The sequence below is a fragment of the Streptomyces sp. NPDC048462 genome, assembly GCF_043200175.1.
In the GTDB taxonomy this organism is placed as follows: domain Bacteria; phylum Actinomycetota; class Actinomycetes; order Streptomycetales; family Streptomycetaceae; genus Streptomyces.
The window spans coordinates 1-16,635 of sequence record NZ_JBICXG010000030.1 but is presented as its reverse complement, the minus strand read 5'-3'; the positions used below and the strand labels follow the sequence as shown (position 1 = coordinate 16,635).

General features: G+C 71.7%; 13 protein-coding genes and 1 pseudogene. 8 read left to right on the top strand and 6 right to left on the bottom strand.

Annotation, left to right across the window (positions count from 1 at the left end; all coding sequences use genetic code 11):
- Window positions 1-343 precede the first annotated feature (343 nt).
- The 3 genes from ACGFU6_RS33190 to ACGFU6_RS33180 form a co-directional block, all read right to left on the bottom strand.
- On the bottom strand, window positions 344-2,695 hold the full coding sequence (locus ACGFU6_RS33190; protein WP_393616289.1) for a heavy metal translocating P-type ATPase: 2,352 nt from the start codon (window positions 2,693-2,695) through the stop codon (window positions 344-346).
- A gap of 125 nt (window positions 2,696-2,820) precedes the next feature.
- Window positions 2,821-3,141 (bottom strand): heavy-metal-associated domain-containing protein, encoded by a 321-nt coding sequence (locus ACGFU6_RS33185; protein WP_393616288.1) that lies wholly within the window; start codon window positions 3,139-3,141, stop codon window positions 2,821-2,823.
- Between the two features lie 131 nt (window positions 3,142-3,272).
- Window positions 3,273-3,983 carry a TetR/AcrR family transcriptional regulator gene (locus ACGFU6_RS33180; protein ID WP_393616287.1) on the bottom strand — a complete coding sequence of 237 codons (711 nt, stop codon included), beginning with the start codon at window positions 3,981-3,983 and terminating at the stop codon, window positions 3,273-3,275.
- Between the two features lie 150 nt (window positions 3,984-4,133).
- On the opposite strand from ACGFU6_RS33180, the gene ACGFU6_RS33175 reads away from it, so the two are divergent.
- On the top strand, window positions 4,134-6,359 hold the full coding sequence (locus ACGFU6_RS33175) for an MMPL family transporter (RefSeq protein ID WP_393616286.1): 2,226 nt from the start codon (window positions 4,134-4,136) through the stop codon (window positions 6,357-6,359).
- A gap of 76 nt (window positions 6,360-6,435) precedes the next feature.
- Here ACGFU6_RS33175 and ACGFU6_RS33170 read toward each other — a convergent pair whose 3' ends face one another.
- The gene (locus ACGFU6_RS33170; RefSeq protein WP_393616285.1) at window positions 6,436-6,633 is read right to left on the bottom strand and encodes a helix-turn-helix transcriptional regulator; all 198 of its coding nucleotides are present in this window, start codon (window positions 6,631-6,633) and stop codon (window positions 6,436-6,438) included.
- Window positions 6,634-6,947: 314 nt separating this feature from the next.
- Between ACGFU6_RS33170 and ACGFU6_RS33165 the strand changes: the two genes are divergently transcribed.
- Together ACGFU6_RS33165 and ACGFU6_RS33160 are read left to right on the top strand one after the other, a co-directional pair.
- A complete protein-coding gene (locus tag ACGFU6_RS33165) occupies window positions 6,948-7,304 on the top strand; it encodes a hypothetical protein (protein ID WP_393616284.1) in 357 nt (118 codons plus the stop codon).
- Between the two features lie 238 nt (window positions 7,305-7,542).
- Window positions 7,543-8,339, top strand: a pseudogene (locus tag ACGFU6_RS33160) (DUF3626 domain-containing protein).
- A 97-nt stretch (window positions 8,340-8,436) separates the two neighbouring features.
- On the opposite strand, the gene ACGFU6_RS33155 reads toward ACGFU6_RS33160, so the two are convergent.
- Window positions 8,437-8,808 carry a peptidoglycan-binding protein gene (locus tag ACGFU6_RS33155; protein ID WP_393616283.1) on the bottom strand — a complete coding sequence of 124 codons (372 nt, stop codon included), beginning with the start codon at window positions 8,806-8,808 and terminating at the stop codon, window positions 8,437-8,439.
- 100 nt (window positions 8,809-8,908) lie between these two features.
- Window positions 8,909-9,859, bottom strand: coding sequence for a sugar phosphate isomerase/epimerase family protein (locus ACGFU6_RS33150; protein ID WP_393616282.1), 951 nt, complete (start codon window positions 9,857-9,859; stop codon window positions 8,909-8,911).
- A gap of 147 nt (window positions 9,860-10,006) precedes the next feature.
- On the opposite strand from ACGFU6_RS33150, the gene iolC reads away from it, so the two are divergent.
- Genes iolC through mmsA form a run of 5 tightly spaced genes read left to right on the top strand, consistent with a single transcriptional unit; the run spans window position 10,007 to window position 16,333 of the window.
- Window positions 10,007-11,140, top strand: a complete 1,134-nt coding sequence (gene iolC, locus ACGFU6_RS33145) for a 5-dehydro-2-deoxygluconokinase (protein ID WP_393616281.1) — start codon at window positions 10,007-10,009, stop codon at window positions 11,138-11,140.
- Window positions 11,137-12,054, top strand: a complete 918-nt coding sequence (locus ACGFU6_RS33140; protein WP_393616280.1) for a deoxyribose-phosphate aldolase — start codon at window positions 11,137-11,139, stop codon at window positions 12,052-12,054. Before iolC ends, ACGFU6_RS33140 begins: the two co-directional genes overlap by 4 nt.
- Complete coding sequence (gene iolB, locus ACGFU6_RS33135; RefSeq protein ID WP_393616279.1) at window positions 12,051-12,932, top strand: 5-deoxy-glucuronate isomerase; 882 nt, start codon at window positions 12,051-12,053, stop codon at window positions 12,930-12,932. Before ACGFU6_RS33140 ends, iolB begins: the two co-directional genes overlap by 4 nt.
- Window positions 12,929-14,821: a 3D-(3,5/4)-trihydroxycyclohexane-1,2-dione acylhydrolase (decyclizing) gene (gene iolD / locus ACGFU6_RS33130; protein ID WP_393616278.1), complete on the top strand. Its 1,893-nt coding sequence runs from the start codon at window positions 12,929-12,931 to the stop codon at window positions 14,819-14,821. Before iolB ends, iolD begins: the two co-directional genes overlap by 4 nt.
- A gap of 12 nt (window positions 14,822-14,833) precedes the next feature.
- Window positions 14,834-16,333 (top strand): CoA-acylating methylmalonate-semialdehyde dehydrogenase, encoded by a 1,500-nt coding sequence (mmsA, locus tag ACGFU6_RS33125; RefSeq protein WP_393616277.1) that lies wholly within the window; start codon window positions 14,834-14,836, stop codon window positions 16,331-16,333.
- Window positions 16,334-16,635 lie beyond the last annotated feature (302 nt).

The window sequence follows — 16,635 nt, the reverse complement described above, 5'->3', positions numbered from 1 at the left end:
CGAGGCGCTTCCCATATCCCGGAGCGGATTCCCCCCACGGGATCCGGCCGGGCGTTCAGTGGGAGCCGAAGCTCCTGGGTTCCTCGGGTACTGCGTGTACTGCCTGTCCTGCGCCTGTCTCCTCGTACAACCTGCCTGCCGGCGGTCTGCCGGGGTACGTACCGACGGGAGGGCCGCTCAAAGCTCCCCGGTGCACGTGCCCCGGCCAACGCTTGCCCGGAGCGTCCCCCAAGACCCTCCGTCGGACGTCCCCCAAGACATCCTTTGGCATCGCACTCTTAGACTCGCGAACCCACCGAATGGTTACCCCTGAACCGGTGTGATCTAGATCTCTTTGTGTGCGTTACGTGAAGGACCTCAAGCGCAGGCTGTTCGTTACGACGAAGACCGATGAGAACGCCATCGCCGCTCCCGCAATCATAGGGTTGAGCAGGCCAAATGCCGCAAGGGGTAGAGCAGCAACGTTGTAACCGAATGCCCAGAAAAGGTTGCCCTTGATCGTGCCCAAGGTACGCCTGGACAGCCGGATGGCATCGGCGGCCACCTTGAGATCTCCACGAACCAGCGTCAGATCGCTCGCCTCGATCGCCGCGTCGGTGCCGGTGCCCATGGCCAGACCGAGATCGGCGGTGGCCAGTGCGGCGGCGTCGTTGACCCCGTCCCCGACCATCGCGACCGCACGCCCTTCGGCCTGCAAACCCGCGATGACGTGCGCCTTTTCCTCGGGGAGCACCTCGGCCCTGACCTCGTCGATGCCGACCGCGCGGGCCACGGACTCCGCCACCGCCCGGTTGTCACCGGTCAGCAGGATCGGCGTCAGGCCCAGTGCGCGGAGGTCCGCGACGGCCGCCGCGCTGGAGTCCTTGACCGCGTCGGCGACTTCGAGGACGCCCCGCGCCTCGCCGTCCCAGGCGACCGCGATCGCCGTACGTCCCTGGGCGGCAGATTCGGACAGGGCCGCGGTGAGCACATCCGGAATGCCGATTCCGGCTTCGGTCAGCAACCGGGGGCGGCCGACGAGCACCTTGTAACCGTCGACGACGCCTTGGACGCCGAGGCCGGGGACGTTGGTGAAGTCCTCGGGGGTGGGGAGGGGGGTGGTGGTGCGTTCGGTGGCTCCGGTGGCGACGGCCTGGGCGATGGGGTGTTCGGAGGCGTGTTCCAGGGCGCCGGCGAGGCGCAGGACGTCGGGTTCGGTGGTGCCGGGGATGGTGTGGACGGCTTGGAGGGTCATCTTGCCGGTGGTGACGGTGCCGGTCTTGTCGAGGACGATCGTGTCGATGCGGCGGGTGGTCTCCAGGACTTCGGGGCCCTTGATCAGGATGCCGAGCTGCGCGCCGCGTCCGGTCCCGACCATGAGGGCGGTGGGGGTGGCGAGGCCGAGGGCGCAGGGGCAGGCGATGATCAGTACGGCGACGGCGGCGGTGAACGCGGCCGTCACGTCGTCCGTGGCCAGCAGCCAGGCGACCAGGGTGGCCAGGGCGAGCAGGATCACCACGGGGACGAACACCGCCGAGATCCGGTCCGCGAGCCGCTGCACCTCGGCCTTGCCGTTCTGCGCGTCCTCGACCAGCTTCGCCATCCGGGCCAGCTGGGTGTCGGAGCCGATCCGGGTCGCCTCGACGACGAGCCGGCCGGAGACGTTCACGGTGGCGCCGGTGACGGCATCCCCGGCCGCCACGTCGACGGGGACGGACTCGCCGGTGAGCATGGAGGCGTCCACCGCCGAGTTGCCCTCGACGACGGTGCCGTCGGTGGCGATCTTCTCGCCGGGCCGGACCACGAAGCGGTCCCCGACGGCGAGCCGGCCGACCGCGACGCGTACCTCGGCGCCGTCGCGCAGCACCGCGACGTCCTTGGCGCCCAGATGCATCAGGGCGCGCAGCGCGGAACCTGCCTTCCGCTTGGACTTCGCCTCCAGGTAGCGGCCCAGCAGGATGAACGTGACGACCCCGGCGGCCACCTCCAGATAGATCGTGGAGGAGCCCGCCGTACGCGAGACCGTGAGGTCGAAGCCGTGCCGCATGCCGGGCATTCCGGCGTCACCGAGGAACAGGGCCCAGAGCGACCAGCCGAAGGCGGCGAGGGTGCCGACCGAGACGAGGGTGTCCATGGTGGCCGCGCCGTGCCGGAGATTGGTCCAGGTCGCCCGGTGGAAGGGCAGCCCGCCCCAGACGACGACGGGGGCGGCCAGGGTGAGCGAGAGCCACTGCCAGTTGTCGAACTGGAGTGCCGGGACCATCGCCAGCAGAACGACGGGGGCGGCGAGGACGGCCGACACGATGAGCCGCTGACGCAGCGAGGCGAGGGCGGTGTCCGTCTCCGTGTCGGTGGAGCCGTCGGGGCCGTCGGGGCCGGTGGAGTCGTCGGGGGCGGCTGCGGGCGGCGTGGGTGCCTCACCGGCTTCAGCGGCCGAGGCCGTGGGTGCGGCCTCGGCCGGCGTGGGGCGGCGGACCGGTTCTGCGGTGTAGCCCGTCTTCTGGACGGTCGCGATCAGATCCGCGACACCGGTCTCGGGGCCGAAGAGGACCCGGGCCTTCTCGGTGGCGTAGTTGACGGTGGCGGTGACCCCGTCCATCCGGTTCAGCTTCTTCTCGACGCGGGCCGCGCAGGAGGCGCAGGTCATCCCGCCGATCGTGAACTCGGCCTCCGAGCTCTCCGCTGCCGGGGCTTCGGTCTCTGTCGCGCTGTGCATGTCCGAACTCCTGAAACGCCGACCGGGCCGTACCCCACCAGTATCTGCTGGTCGGTCCGGCCCGGCGGCGAAGGGGTGATGCGGGTGGGAGGGGGGTGGTGTGGATCCTGAGGGTTCCGGTGCGTTCAGGCCTGGCCGGCGAGCTCGTATCCGGCCTCGTCGACGGCGGCGCGGACGGCCTCCTCTTCCAGCGCCGCCTGAGAGGTCACCGTCACCTGGCCGGTGGACGCGACCGCCTTCACCGAGGTGACGCCCTCGATGCCGGAGATCTCCTCGGAAACGGCGCCCTCGCAGTGTCCGCAGGTCATGCCGGTCACCTGGTAGACCGTGGTCACGCCGCCCTGCTTCGCCTCGGCACTCGCACCGTCGTGGCAGGAGCCGCTGGGCGAGCAGCAGGAGCCGGTCGCCTGGTCGTTCGCCTGGGGGAGCTGGGTCTCGGCGGTCATCGTTTTCTCCTCTTCGACGGGCACATGTGGGTGCGGAGGCGGGCGCCCGGGAGGGGTCCGGGAAGGCCGGTGCGCCTCCACACTCACCACACTATACCCCTAGGGGGTATGAATGCGAGCGGCGCGAGCGGCTAGCGGCCATTCGAGGAAGTGGAGGGAGTGGAGGGGGTGGCGAGGGGCTCGGTCTCGCAGAGCATCGGTTCGAGATAGCGGAAGAGGGCCGTCTTGAGCTCCTTGGTGTACGCCTCCCGCTCCGCGCCCTCGTGCGCCATGATCACATCCAGTCCCGCCTTGAACAGGGCGAAGATCATCGCGGCGACGCGGGTGAGGTCGGCGGCGGGGGTGCTCGGGAGGTAGCCGGCGAGGATCGTCTCGACCCGGGTGAGCATCGCCGTGTGGATGGCGTCGTGGTCCTGCGTGATCGTGCCGGGGATCTCGGAGCCGTGCATCAGGACCGTGAAGGCCGGGTTCTGGCAGTTGAACTCGATGAGCGGATCGAGGGTGGCGTCGAGCAGCTGGTCCAGCGGGAGTTCGAAGTGGTTCGGGAGGAACGCGGCTCCGTACGTCTCCTGCCAGCGGTTCAGGAGCTGGTCGCCCAGCTCGACCGCGATGGCTTCCTTGTTGGGGAAGAACTGGTAGAGCGTGCCCGGCGAGACTCCGGCCTCGCGGGCGATGGCGTTGGTGCTCGCCGCGGTGTAGCCGCTCGCGCAGAAGACGCTGGAGGCGGCCTTGAGGAGCTGGGCGATGCGGGCCTCGCCGCGGGCCTGGCGGCGGCGTGGGCGGGCGGCGGCGGGTCCGGACTCCGACACGGTGTATCCCCAGCTTTCGTGTGCGGTTGACAAACGCGAGTGGTCGCTCGCATTCTTGTGAAACGCGAGCGATGACTCGTGTTTGCCAGTGTATGTGGCAACGACTGATCCATGCTGCCCTGCGCAGCCGCTTCGCGCTGCCGCCCGGGTGCCTGGATCCGGGGGAAAAGAGGACACCGCACCATGCCTCAAGTCAACGGCTCGGAGCGCATCGGGGGCTGGACCCGTTTCGTCACCGCGCGGCCGAGGCTCGCGCTGCTGGCGGCCCTCGTGATCACGGCGCTCGCGGTCTTCGCCGGCAGCGGGGTCGGGGACCGGATGGGCAGTGGTGGCTGGGAGCCCCCGAGCGCCGAATCGACCTATACGACCAAGGCGCTGGAGCGCGCGTTCCCGGCGTCCCAGCCGAATCTGCTGCTGCTCGTCGACAGTGGCGGCGTGTCCGTGGACGATCCCGCGGTGGCCGCCGAGGCGGCGCGCCTCACCGAGCGGCTGGCCGGCGAGAAGGACGTCACGGGCGTCGGCTCGTACTGGCAGAGCAAGGCGCCCGCCCTGCGTGCCGAGGACGGGCGGGAGGCGCTGATCGCGGCCCGGATCGAGGGCGACGAGAAGGCGGTGGGCGAGGTCCTGGACCGGCTGGCCCCGAGCTACCGAGGTGCGCACGGGCCGGTGGACGTCTCGGTCGGGGGGCCGGTCGCCGTGCGCCACGAGATGCAGACGATCATCCAGGACGACCTGCTGCGGGCCGAGATGATCGCCCTGCCGGTCACGCTCGTGCTGCTCGTCATGGTCTTCGGCAGCGCGATCGCCGCCCTGCTGCCGCTGGGGGTCGGCATCGTCGCCATCCTGGGCACCAATGCCGTGCTGCGCGGCATCACCGAATTCACCGATGTCTCGGTCTTCGCCCAGAACCTCACCACCGCGCTCGGCCTCGGGCTCGCCATCGACTACGCCCTGTTCATCGTGCGCCGGTTCCGCGAGGAGCTGGCGGCCGGTGCGCAGACGCGCGAGGCGGTGGGGACGACCTTGCGCACGGCGGGGCGGACCGTTCTGTTCTCCGCGCTCACCGTCGCGGTCTCGCTCGCGGCGATGCTGGTCTTCCCGCAGTACTTCCTCCGCTCGTTCGCCTACGCGGGCATCGCCGTGGTGGTGCTGGCGGCCACGGCCGCGCTGGTCCTCCTGCCGGCCGCGCTGATGCTGCTCGGCCCCCGGGTCAACTCCCTGGACCTGCGGAAAGTGCTGAGCCGGGGGCGTGCGGTGCCGTCGGCCGCGACCGGGTCCGGCAAGGGGTGGGGGCGGTTCGCCGCGCTGGTGCTGCGCAGGGCGCCGCTCTTCGCGGTCGTCACGAGCGTGGGGCTCGTGCTGCTCGGACTCCCTTTCCTCGGGGTGAGGTTCGGCACGGCGGACGATCGCCAGTTGCCGGCCTCCGCCGAGTCGCGCGTGGTCCAGGAGCACATCAGGGATGGGTTCCCCGGCAGCCCTGGCGGCGGCCTCGAAGTCCTCGCGGAAGGCGCCGCGACACCGGCCCAGTACGCCGAGTACCGCAGCCGGATCGCGGCACTCCCGGGCGCCCTGCGGGTCGACGGCCCGGTCGTCGAGGGCAGCTCGGCCTACTTCAGCGTGCTGCCGAAGGAGGAGTCCGTGGGGGAGGAGTCGCAGGCCCTGGTGAAGGGCCTCCGGGCCGAGCCCGCTCCCTTCGACACCTCGGTGACCGGCACCGCGGCCGCACTGGTCGATTCGAAGGCCGCCATCGCGGACCGGCTGCCCTGGGCGGTGGGCATCATCGTCGTGGTGACCCTGCTGCTGGTCTTCCTGCTCACCGGAAGCGTGCTGATTCCCCTCCAGGCCGTCGTGCTCAACGCACTGAGCCTCACGGCGATGTTCGGAGCCGTCGTCTGGGTGTTCCAGGACGGGCATCTGTCCGGGCTGCTCGCCTTCACCAGCACCGGGGACATAGAGACGACACTGCCGGTGCTGATGTTCTGCGTCGCCTTCGGCCTCTCCATGGACTACGGGGTGTTCCTGCTCTCCAGGATCAAGGAGGAGTACGACAGGACCGGCGACCACGAGCACTCGGTCGCGTTCGGGCTGCGGCACACCGGTGGTCTGATCACCGCGGCGGCTGTGATCCTCGCGGTGGTGATGGTCGCGATCGGCACGTCGCGGGTGACCAACACCAAGATGCTCGGCCTGGGCATCGCACTGGCCGTGCTGGTGGACGCCATGGTCGTGCGCAGCCTGCTGGTCCCGTCCGTGATGAAGCTGATGGGCAGGGTCTCCTGGTGGGCCCCGGCACCGCTGCGCGCCTTCCACCGCCGATTCGGCCTGAGCGAAGGGGAGTCCGTGCGGCCGGTGGCCCAGGAGATATCGCGGCCCGCCACCGAGCGCGACAGAGTCACCAGCGGGACGTAGCCGCTGACGGGGAGGGGGTGGACGGGGTGGTGACTCCGTCGCGCTCGGCCGGGCCTGGCAGCCCCGGTTCCCCCGCTCAGTCCCGGCGGCCCCGGTTGCCGGGGCGGGTGGTGACCCAGGCACGGATGGTGTCCGCGTACCAGTACGGCTTGCCGCCTTCCACGTGATCCGGTGGCGGAAGGAGACCGTGTTTCCGGTAGGAGCGGACGGTGTCCGGCTGCACCCGGATGTGAGCGGCAATGTCCTTGTAGGACCAGAGCCTTCTGTCCGTCATTGGTGACACCTCTCTTTACCGCAGCGGCAGCCCGGAGGCCGTCGGGGGTGCTGCGGCCGCACCGACGCCGACGATCACTCGGTCTGTGTCCGGTGAACGAGGACGTCGAGGGACGGGGAGGGGCTGTCGAGTGCCTGTGACGTAAAACGCGCGTAATGGAGATATGTGTGACGAGGAAGTGATCTCTGTGACGGAAGGAGTGCACTGGGGCAAAGGGGATTACGAGCCTGTGGGGCTGTCCGCCCCCGGCCTCTGCACCTCAGATGTGCCTCAACTGTGGTGATACCGGGACCGACTCCGGGCACGCTTGTCCCATGACTGGTTTTGGTAAGCAGAACATGGCCGTCCTCGTACTGCGCGAGGCGGATGACATCACCACCCTGCTCCGGCGGGCCCTGGACACCGCACCCGCCGAGGAACGCCCGGGTCTGGAACGGGCCATGGCGCTCACCGCCGAGGCCGGTGCCGTTCCGGACGCGGAGCTGCGCGGCCGTTGGGCCCTGCGCAGGATGGCATCGGCCGGGTACGAGGGGCCGCCCCGTGCGGTCGCCGCGGTCAAGGCGCTGCGTACGGCCGAGCGGAGCCTGAGCCTGCTCCAGGCGGTGAACCTGTCGAAGGACGCGGAGGCCGTCACGATGGACGCGAAGGAGGACGCCCAGGAGGACGCGTGACGCGTAAGGGTGTGGAAGCCGGGCGGGCTGCGGAGCCGGATGCCCGGTAAACCGGAGGCACGGGTGGGCCGCCCCGCGCGAGACTGCCGCGGTGACCGCTGACTCCCCGCCCTCGCCCCCTCTGTCCACCACACCTTCATCCTCGTCCTGCCCAGCCTCCTCTCTCTCCGCTCTCTCCTCCCCGTCCTCCCTCTCCTGCTCGCCGCTGGGCCCGGCGCAGGCGCGCGCCCTGAGCCATGTGGCCGCCCTCTCCGCCGGGCGGCCGCTGGACCGCTCCGTACCGCTCACGCTGAACTTCCACCCCGACCGGACGGCGGGCGGACGGGCGATCCTGGCGGGGCTCGCGCAGGACGGCGTCTACCGATCGCAGTTCGTCACCGGCACCAGCAACGGCGGGCTGACGGCGCATCCGGGCGGTGACCGGTGGCGCTGGGAGAGCCGGATCTTCGGCGGCGCCTACGACAGTGAGCCGGCCGAACAGCGTCCGGTGTACGGGGCGTTGAACTTCCGGCGGCTGGCGACCGGGGCGGCGCCCCGGTTCGGTTCGGCGCACTTCAGGCTGACGGCGCAGACGCTGGAGCGGGCCACCTTCTGCTACCCGGACAGCGCCGCCGAGCCCTCGGACTTCGGCGTCGCCGGCCGGATGGGCCTCATCGAACTCGCGGAGTCCGACAGCCAGGACGCGCTCGACGACTACATCGAGGCGCAGGTGCACGGCCCGGTCCTGCTCGACCGCCATCTCGAGGCGCTGGTCCTGGACCCGAGTTCCGGGGGACCGCCGTGGAGGAGGCAGCCCGACGGCTGCCCTGCCGCGCGGAATGGCACGACGGCTTCCGACTGACCGTGGCGGAGCTGCGCCGCCACGCGGACTACCGGGGCCAGGAGTTCGTCGACCTCGGCGCGGAGATCTCCCGGGGCGGGCTGCTCGATCCCCGGATCATCGGAGAGGCTGCCAGCACCGGCGGTTACGAGGCACAGTCGCTGAAGAGGGTCTGGCACTGCCTGGCCCGCTTCGGCGCCCCGGACCGCACCTGATCACCCTGACGGTCTGAAGGGTCTGAAGGGTCTGAAGGGTCTGAAGGGTCTGAAGGGCGCGGGGGAGGCTATCGGCTATCGGCCGTCGGCCGTCGCGTCACGCGCGCCAGAGTGCCGACCAGGTCTGCGGGCCGACGAGGCCGTCCGGTACGAGGGGCGGGTGATCGGCCTGGAAGCGCTGGACGGCAGTGAGGGTCCGCGTGTCGAACGTGCCGTTCACCGCCTCCCACGGCAGGTAGCGCCGGTTGGCGAGCATGCACTGAACCTGGGAGACACGATCGCCCTGTTCGCCGAAGACGGTCGGCGCGGCGCCGTCGTAGAAGGCGCAGACGGGGCTGGAGCCGGCCGGCGGGGCGTTGCTCTCGTCGGCCGAGGCGCCGGGGGCGGCGGCGAGCGCGGTGGCCAGGGCGAGCGCGGCGAGGGCCGAGGCCCCGGCCGTCCGGAGGAACGGCGGCGTTTCGCGGATCACGGTGAGTTGCTCCTGAAGGGGTGCGGGGGCGGTTGCGGGACGCGGTGGTGACCGCGCCCCGGCTCTCTCACCGAGGACAACACCGCGTACCGCCGTCACGTCACGTTCCGGGCCGCTCGGCGTGTCGGGCGGCCTGCTCCGGGCTGCCGCAGGAGCGCAGGAACTCCCGGGTGCGGCGGGCGATCGGGAACGGCGCGTCGGGCGGGCACGGGTACATGTCCTGCTCGACGATCGCGAACAGGTCGACGTCCAGCCGCCGCGCGGCGTCCAGCACGGGCGCCAGGGCGGGCACCCCGCCCGGCGGTTCGCACATCACCCCGCGCGCCACGGCGGGACCGAACGGCACCTCGTTCGCCACCACTTCGGCCAGGATCTCCGGGTCGACCTGCTTGAGGTGGAGGTAGCCGATCCGTTCACCGTAGGTCTCGATCAGTTTGACGCTGTCGCCGCCGCAGTAGGCGTAGTGCCCGGTGTCGAGGCAGAGCGAGACCAGCGCGGGATCGGTGGCGTCGAGGAACCGGCTGACGTTCTCCTCGCTGTCGATGTGGGTGTCGGCGTGCGGGTGGACGACGATGCGCAGACCGAAGCGGTCCCGCACCTCGCGCCCCAGCCGCTCCGTCTGGGTGGTGAGGTCGCTCCACTGCTCCGCAGTCAGGGTGCGGTCCTCCAGCACCTCGCCCGTCTTGTCGTCGCGCCAGAACGACGGGATGACCACGAGATGGTCGGCGCCCATCGCCCGGGTGAGTTCCGCGATGTCGGCGACATGCGCCCAGGTCCGTTCCCAGACGCCCGGACCGTGGTGCAATCCGGTGAAAACGGTGCCCGCCGAAACGCTGAGCCCGCGGCTGCGGGTCTCGTCGGTGAGACGGGCCGGATCGGTCGGGAGGTAGCCGTACGGGCCGAGCTCGATCCACTCGTAACCGGCGGTGGAGACCTCGTCGAGGAAGCGGTGCCAGGGCACCTGCTGCGGATCGTCGGGGAACCACACCCCCCAGGAGTCGGGCGCGGAGCCGATACGGATGCGGGCCGGAGGGGATGCGGATGTGGTCATGCGCTCCAGCCTCACCGTCCGGGGAGATGAGTGTCAAGCATTAGTCCGTATGTCCGGACCAATCATTGACAGCATTCGAGGGAGGAGTTAGACCGGGGACGACAGTTGCGTCCGCCAGCTGCCGCACCGGCCGTCGAAGGGACACAGATGCCTGAGCCGTACGACGTGATCACCATGGGCCGGATCGGAGTGGATCTCTACCCGCTGCAGACGGGCCAGCCGCTGGCCAGGGTGGACGCGTTCGGGAAGTTCCTCGGCGGCTCGCCCACCAACGTCGCCGTCGCGGCGGCCCGCCTGGGCAGGCGCAGTGCGGTGGTGACCCGGACGGGGCGGGACGCCTTCGGGGAGTACCTCCACCAGCAGCTCAGGGAGTTCGGGGTGGACGACCGGTGGGTGACGCCGGTCGACGCGTACCCGACGCCGGTCACCTTCTGCGAGATCTTCCCGCCCGACGACTTCCCGCTCTACTTCTACCGCATGCCCAAGGCCCCGGACCTGGAGATCCACCCGTCGGAACTGGATCTGGCGGCGGTGCGGTCCGCCCGGGTCTTCTGGATGACCGGCACCGGACTCTGCGCCGAACCCAGCTGTTCCGCGACGCTCGCCGCGCTGCGGGCCAGGAACCGTTCGGGTATCACGGTCTTCGACCTCGACTGGCGCCCCATGTTCTGGGACACCCCGCCGGACCCCGCGTCAGACACATCGCCGGACCCCGCACCCGGCGGCCCACCCCACACCTCACCCCACCCCGCCGCCTCCGCCCGTTACCGCGAGGCCCTCGCCCACGCCACCGTCGCCGTGGGCAACCTCGACGAGTGCGAGATCGCGACCGGCGAGCGCGAACCGCACGCCGCCGCGCGCGCCCTGCTCGCCGCCGGGGTCGAACTGGCCGTCGTGAAGCAGGGCCCCGGCGGCGTCCTCGCGGTCCACCGCGACGGCACCTTGGCCGACGTCCCGCCGCTTCCGGTGGAGGTGGTCAACGGCCTGGGCGCCGGTGACGCGTTCGGCGGCGCGCTCTGCCATGGCCTGCTCGCCGGCTGGGACATCGCCCGCATCATGCGGTACGCCAACGCCGCGGGCGCCATCGTCGCCTCCAGGCTCGCCTGCTCCTCCGCGATGCCGTTCCCGCAGGAGGTCGAGGAAGCGCTCGCCGCAGGCTCCGTGACCGCGACGCAAGCAGCCACGGAAGCCGCGACGCAAGCAGCCACGAAGGCCGCGACGGACCCGGGCCTCACCCCCGCCCCCACCCCCGCCCCCACCGAATCCGGAGCGGCGTCATGACGGCTCCGGCTGCTTCCGTCTCCGACCTCGTCCACCTGCGCATGCACCACCCGGAAGCCGTCGCGGAGGCCGCCGCGCGGCGGCGCAGGCGGCCGCTCGTCGGCAGCGGCGGGCGGCTGATGATCATCGCGGCCGATCACCCGGCCCGCGGCTCGCTCGCCGTCGGAGAGCGGGAACTCGCCATGGCCAACCGGTTCGAACTGCTGGACCGGCTCTGTCTGGCGCTCTCCAGACCCGGCGTCGACGGAGTCCTCGCCACCGCCGACATCCTCGACGACCTGCTGCTCCTGGGCGCCCTGGAGGACAAGGTCGTCATCGGCTCGATGAACCGGGGCGGTCTGGCCGGTGCCGCCTTCGAGCTGGACGACCGGTTCACCGGCCACCGCCCCGAGGACCTCGCCCGGCTCGGCTTCGACGCGGGCAAGCTCCTGCTGCGGATCGACTACGACGACCCCGGCTCCCTCGACACGATGCACAGCACCGCCCGCGCGATCGACGCCATGGCCGCGTACCGGCTGCCGGTCTTCGTCGAACCGTTCCTCTGCCGCCGCACCGGCGGCAAGGTCCGCAACGACCTGAGCGCGGCGGCGGTGAGCACCTCCATCGCCATCGCCTCGGGGCTGGCCGGCACCTCCGCGTACACCTGGCTCAAGGTTCCCGTCACCGAGAGGCCCGAGGACATGGCGCAGGTCATGGAGAGCTCCACGCTGCCCGCCGTGCTGCTGGGCGGCGAGGTGGGCGAGGACCAGGACGGCGCGTACGAGAGGTGGCGCACCGCGCTGGCGCTGCCGACCGTCCGGGGGCTGGTGGTGGGGCGGTCGCTGCTCTACCCGTCCGACGGCGACGTGGGCGGCGCGGTCGACACGGCTGTATCGCTGCTCGAACAGGGCGCGGCGGGTAGGGAAGGAACATGACGATGCACACAGAACCGAGGCGCCACCTGCCCGCGGGGAGCGCGGCGCGCGGTCCCTACGCCCTCGACATCGGTCCCGAGCAGGCCGGCTGGGACCGGTCGAGCCTGCGCGTGGTGGAGCTGGAACCGGGAGGTGTTCACACACTTGTCACCGGGGAGAGCGAGTGGATCGTGCTGCCGTTGACGGGTGCCTGTACGGTGCACGTCTCAGATGAGATCTTTGAACTGCTGGGCCGGAGAAGCGTGTTCAGCGGGGTATCCGACTTCGCGTACGTACCGCGTGACGCCCATGCACAGATCGCCTCCGGCGCAGGCGGCCGCTTCGCCCTGGCAGGAGCGAAGTGCGAGCGACGACTCCCCGCTCGCTACGGCCCCGCGCCGGAGGTACCCGTCGAGCTGCGCGGCTCCGGCGACTGCTCCCGCCAGGTCAACAACTTCGCCGCCGCCGACACCTTCGACTGCGACCGGCTGATCGCCGTCGAGGTCCTCACCCCCGGCGGCAACTGGTCCTCCTACCCGCCGCACAAGCACGACGAGGACCACCCCGGTGAGGAGTCCGTCCTGGAGGAGATCTACTACTTCGAGGTGGCGGACGACGGCCTGGGCTACCACCGGGTGTCCCCGTCCCGCCCCGGCGGTACGGACGTACTGGCCGAGGTCCGCAGCGGCGACGCGGTCCTGATCCCGGACGGCTGGCACGGCCCGTCCATCGCGGCGCCCGGCCGCACCCTGTACTACCTGAACGTGATGGCGGGTCCGGGCGCGGAGCGGCAGTGGCTGATCCGCGACCACCCCGACCACGGCTGGATCCGCGACACCTGGCCGTCCCTGCCCATGGATCCCAGGCTCCCGTTCTACGGACCGGAGGACCACGCGTGAGCAGCACCACCACCCGCCGCCTCACCACCGCCCAGGCACTGGTGGACTTCCTCGCCGTTCAGTACACCGAACGCGACGGCGGCCACCACCGGCTGATCGGCGCCACCTGGGGCATCTTCGGACACGGCAACGTCGCGGGCGTCGGCCAGGCGCTCCTAGAGGCCGGGCCCGCCATGCCCTACCTCCAGGGCCGCAACGAGCAGGCCATGGTGCACGCGGCCGTCGGATACGCCCGCCGGTCCGGCCGGCTCTCCGCGCACGCCGTCACCACCTCCATCGGTCCGGGCGCCACCAATCTCGTCACCGGCGCCGCGCTCGCCACCATCAACCACCTCCCGGTCCTGCTGCTGCCCGGTGACACCTTCGCGACCCGCCCCGCCGAGCCGGTGCTCCAGCAGCTGGAGGTCCCGGGGCAGGGCGACATCTCGGTCAACGACTGCCTGCGCCCCGTCTCGCGCTACTTCGACCGGATCAACCGCCCCGAGGCGCTGATCCCGGCCGCGCTGCGGGCCGTGCGGGTCCTCACCGACCCGGCGGAGACCGGCGCCGTCACGCTCGCGCTGCCGCAGGACGTCCAGGCCGAGGCGTACGACTGGCCGGAGGAGTTCTTCGCGGAACGCGTCTGGCACGTACGCAGACCCGCCCCGGACCCGCAGGAGCTCGACCGGGCGGTACGCGCGGTGCGGGCCGCCCGCCGGCCGCTCGTCGTGGCGGGCGGCGGGGTGCACCACAGCGCCGCCGAGGAGGCCCTGGCCGCGTTCGCCGAGGCGACCGGCATCCCCGTCGCCACCACCCAGGCGGGCAAGGGCGCCCTGCGTCACGACCACCCCGCCGACGTCGGCGGCATCGGTCACACCGGCACCGGCACCGCCGACGACCTGGCGCGCACCGCCGACCTGGTCATCGGGGTCGGCACCCGCTACTCCGACTTCACCACCGCGTCCGCCACCCTCTTCGCCGAGCCGGCCGTCCGCTTCCTCAACCTGAACATCACCGGATTCGACGCCCACAAGCTCGGCGCGCTCCCGCTCGTGGCCGACGCCCGCACCGCACTCGAAGCCCTCACCGCGGCCCTGGCCGCTGGCGACGGCCACCGGACCGACGCCGCGTACGAGAGCGGGTACACCGAGGCCAAGGCCGCCTGGGAGAAGCGCGTCGACGCCGCCTACGCCACCCCCGACCCGGCCGCCCGCCCCACCCAGGCCCAGGTGCTCGGCCTCCTCGACGAACTCGTCACCGACGACGACATCCTGATCAACGCGGCTGGTTCGCTCCCCGGCGACCTGCACAAACTCTGGCGGACCCGGTCACCGCACCAGTACCACGTCGAGTACGGCTACTCCTGCATGGGCTACGAGATCCCCGCCGCGATCGGCGTCCAGCTGGCCGCCCCCGGCAGCCCGGTCTGGGCGCTCGTCGGCGACGGCACGTACCTGATGAACCCCACCGAGATCGTCACCGCGGTCCAGCAGGAGCTGCCCGTCAAACTCGTCGTCCTGCAGAACCACGGGTACGCGTCGATCGGCGGGCTCTCCGAGTCCGTCGGCGGCGAACGCTTCGGCACGGCCTACCGCCGGCGGGCCCCTGACGGCGGCTTCACCGGCCCGCCGCTCCCCGTCGATCTCGCGGCGAACGCGGCCTCGCTCGGGATGCGGGTGCTGCGCGCCGGAACCGTCGGTGAGCTGCGGGAAGCCCTCGCGGTGGCGCGTGCCGAGGACCGTCCCACTTGTGTCTACGTCGAGACCGAAACGGCAGACACAGTGTCGGGGCCCCCTCCGGCACAGGCGTGGTGGGATGTTCCCGTGGCCGGGACGGCCACTCGCCCGTCGGCGGCAAGAGCCCGGGAAGAGTACGAACGTCACGTCACCGACCGACGCAGCCACCTCTGAAGGAGTCACAGCATGAAGACCGTCAACCACTGGATCGGTGGCAAGACCGTCGAGGGCGCGTCGGGCAACTACGGCCCGGTCACCGACCCGGCCACCGGAGCCGTCACCACCCAGGTCGCGCTCGCCTCCACGGACGAGGTCGACGCCGCGGTGGCCGCCGCGAAGGACGCGTACGCGACGTGGGGCACGGCGTCGCTGTCCGCCCGCACCGCGATCCTGTTCCGCTACCGCGCGCTGCTGGACTCCCACCGCGACGAGATCGCCGCGCTGATCACCGCCGAGCACGGCAAGGTGCACTCGGACGCGCTGGGCGAGGTGGCCCGCGGCCTGGAGATCGTCGAGCTGGCCTGCGGCATCACCACGCAGCTCAAGGGCGAGCTGTCGACCCAGGTGTCCACCCGGGTCGACGTCTCCTCGATCCGCCAGTCGATCGGGGTCGTCGCCGGCATCACGCCGTTCAACTTCCCGGCCATGGTGCCGATGTGGATGTTCCCGATCGCCATCGCCTGCGGCAACACCTTCGTCCTCAAGCCGAGCGAGAAGGACCCCTCGGCCGCCAACCTCCTCGCCGAGCTGGCCTCCGAGGCCGGTCTGCCGGACGGTGTGCTGAACGTCCTGCACGGTGACAAGGTCGCCGTCGACGGACTGCTGAACCACCCGGACGTCTCCGTCGTCTCGTTCGTCGGCTCGACCCCGATCGCCCGCTACATCCACGCCACCGCCACGGCCAACGGCAAGCGGGTCCAGGCGCTCGGCGGCGCGAAGAACCACATGCTGGTGCTGCCCGACGCGGACCTCGACGCCGCCGCCGACGCCGCCGTGTCCGCCGCGTACGGCTCCGCCGGAGAGCGCTGCATGGCGATCTCCGCGGTCGTCGCCGTCGGCGCGGTCGCGGACGACCTCGTCGCCCGGATCAAGGACCGCGCCGAGAAGATCAAGATCGGCCCCGGCAACGACCCGGCGTCCGAGATGGGCCCGCTGATCACCGCCGCCCACCGCGACAAGGTCGCCTCCTACGTCACCGGCGCGGCCGCCCAGGGCGCCGACGTCGTCCTCGACGGCACCGGGCACACGGTCGAGGGCTTCGAGGACGGCCACTGGATCGGCCTCTCCCTCCTCGACAACGTCTCCACGGACGCGGACGCCTACAAGGACGAGATCTTCGGCCCGGTCCTGTGCGTGCTGCGCGTCGACTCGTACGAGGAGGGCGTCGCGCTGATGAACGCCTCGCCGTTCGGCAACGGCACCGCGATCTTCACCCGTGACGGCGGCGCCGCGCGCCGCTTCCAGCTGGAGATCGAGGCCGGCATGGTCGGCATCAACGTCCCGATCCCGGTGCCGGTGGGCTACCACTCCTTCGGCGGCTGGAAGGACTCGCTCTTCGGCGACCACCACATCTACGGCAACGACGGCGTGCACTTCTACACCCGCGGCAAGGTCACCACCACCCGCTGGCCGGACCCGGCCGACGCCCCGGCCGGCGTGGACCTGGGCTTCCCCAGCAACCACTGACCGGACGCGGGGGGGGGGGGGGGGGGGGGGGGGGGGGGGGGGGGCGGGGGGGGGGGGGGGGGGGGGGGGGGGGGGGGGGGGGGGGGGGGGGGGGGGGTGGGGGGGGGGGGCGGGCGCGCGGGGGGGGGGGCGCCGGGGGGGCCGGGGGGGGGGGGGGTGGCGGGGGGGGGGGCGGGGGGGGGGGGGGGCGCGGCGCGGGGGGCGGGGGCGGGGGGGGGGGGGGGGCCCGCGCCCGGCGTGGGGCGGCGGACCGGTTCTGCGGTGTAGCCCGTCTTCTGGACGGTCGCGATCAGATCCGCGAC